The organism is Streptomyces sp. BR123 (assembly GCF_013401435.1).
Lineage (GTDB): Bacteria > Actinomycetota > Actinomycetes > Streptomycetales > Streptomycetaceae > Streptomyces.
The window spans coordinates 1-250 of sequence record NZ_JACBGN010000714.1 but is presented as its reverse complement, the minus strand read 5'-3'; the positions used below and the strand labels follow the sequence as shown (position 1 = coordinate 250).

Here is a 250-nt window from a genome sequence, read left to right as displayed (position 1 = left end):
CTGTCCCCGCTGTAGACGGCAGTGACGCCATACGGACTACCCGCCGTGGAAGCGTAGGCGTGCGTGGCCGTAGCCACCCCACCCACCAACGCCACCGTCTCCGCCGGGCTCCCGTCACCGAAGGTGAAGGTCACGGTCCCGGTCGGGCTGCCCGCACCCGGCGCCACGGGAGCCACCGTCGCGGTGAACACCACCGGCTCACCCACCACCGACGGATCAGGCGAAGACGTCACCTGCGTGCTCGTCGCCG

Annotated in this window: 1 pseudogene; it reads right to left on the bottom strand. The window is 71.2% G+C overall.

Annotated features, from left to right (window positions below):
* A pseudogene (locus HYE82_RS39610) lies at window positions 1-167 on the bottom strand (Ig-like domain repeat protein); the annotation flags it as partial.
* Between the last annotated feature and the right edge of the window lie 83 nt (window positions 168-250).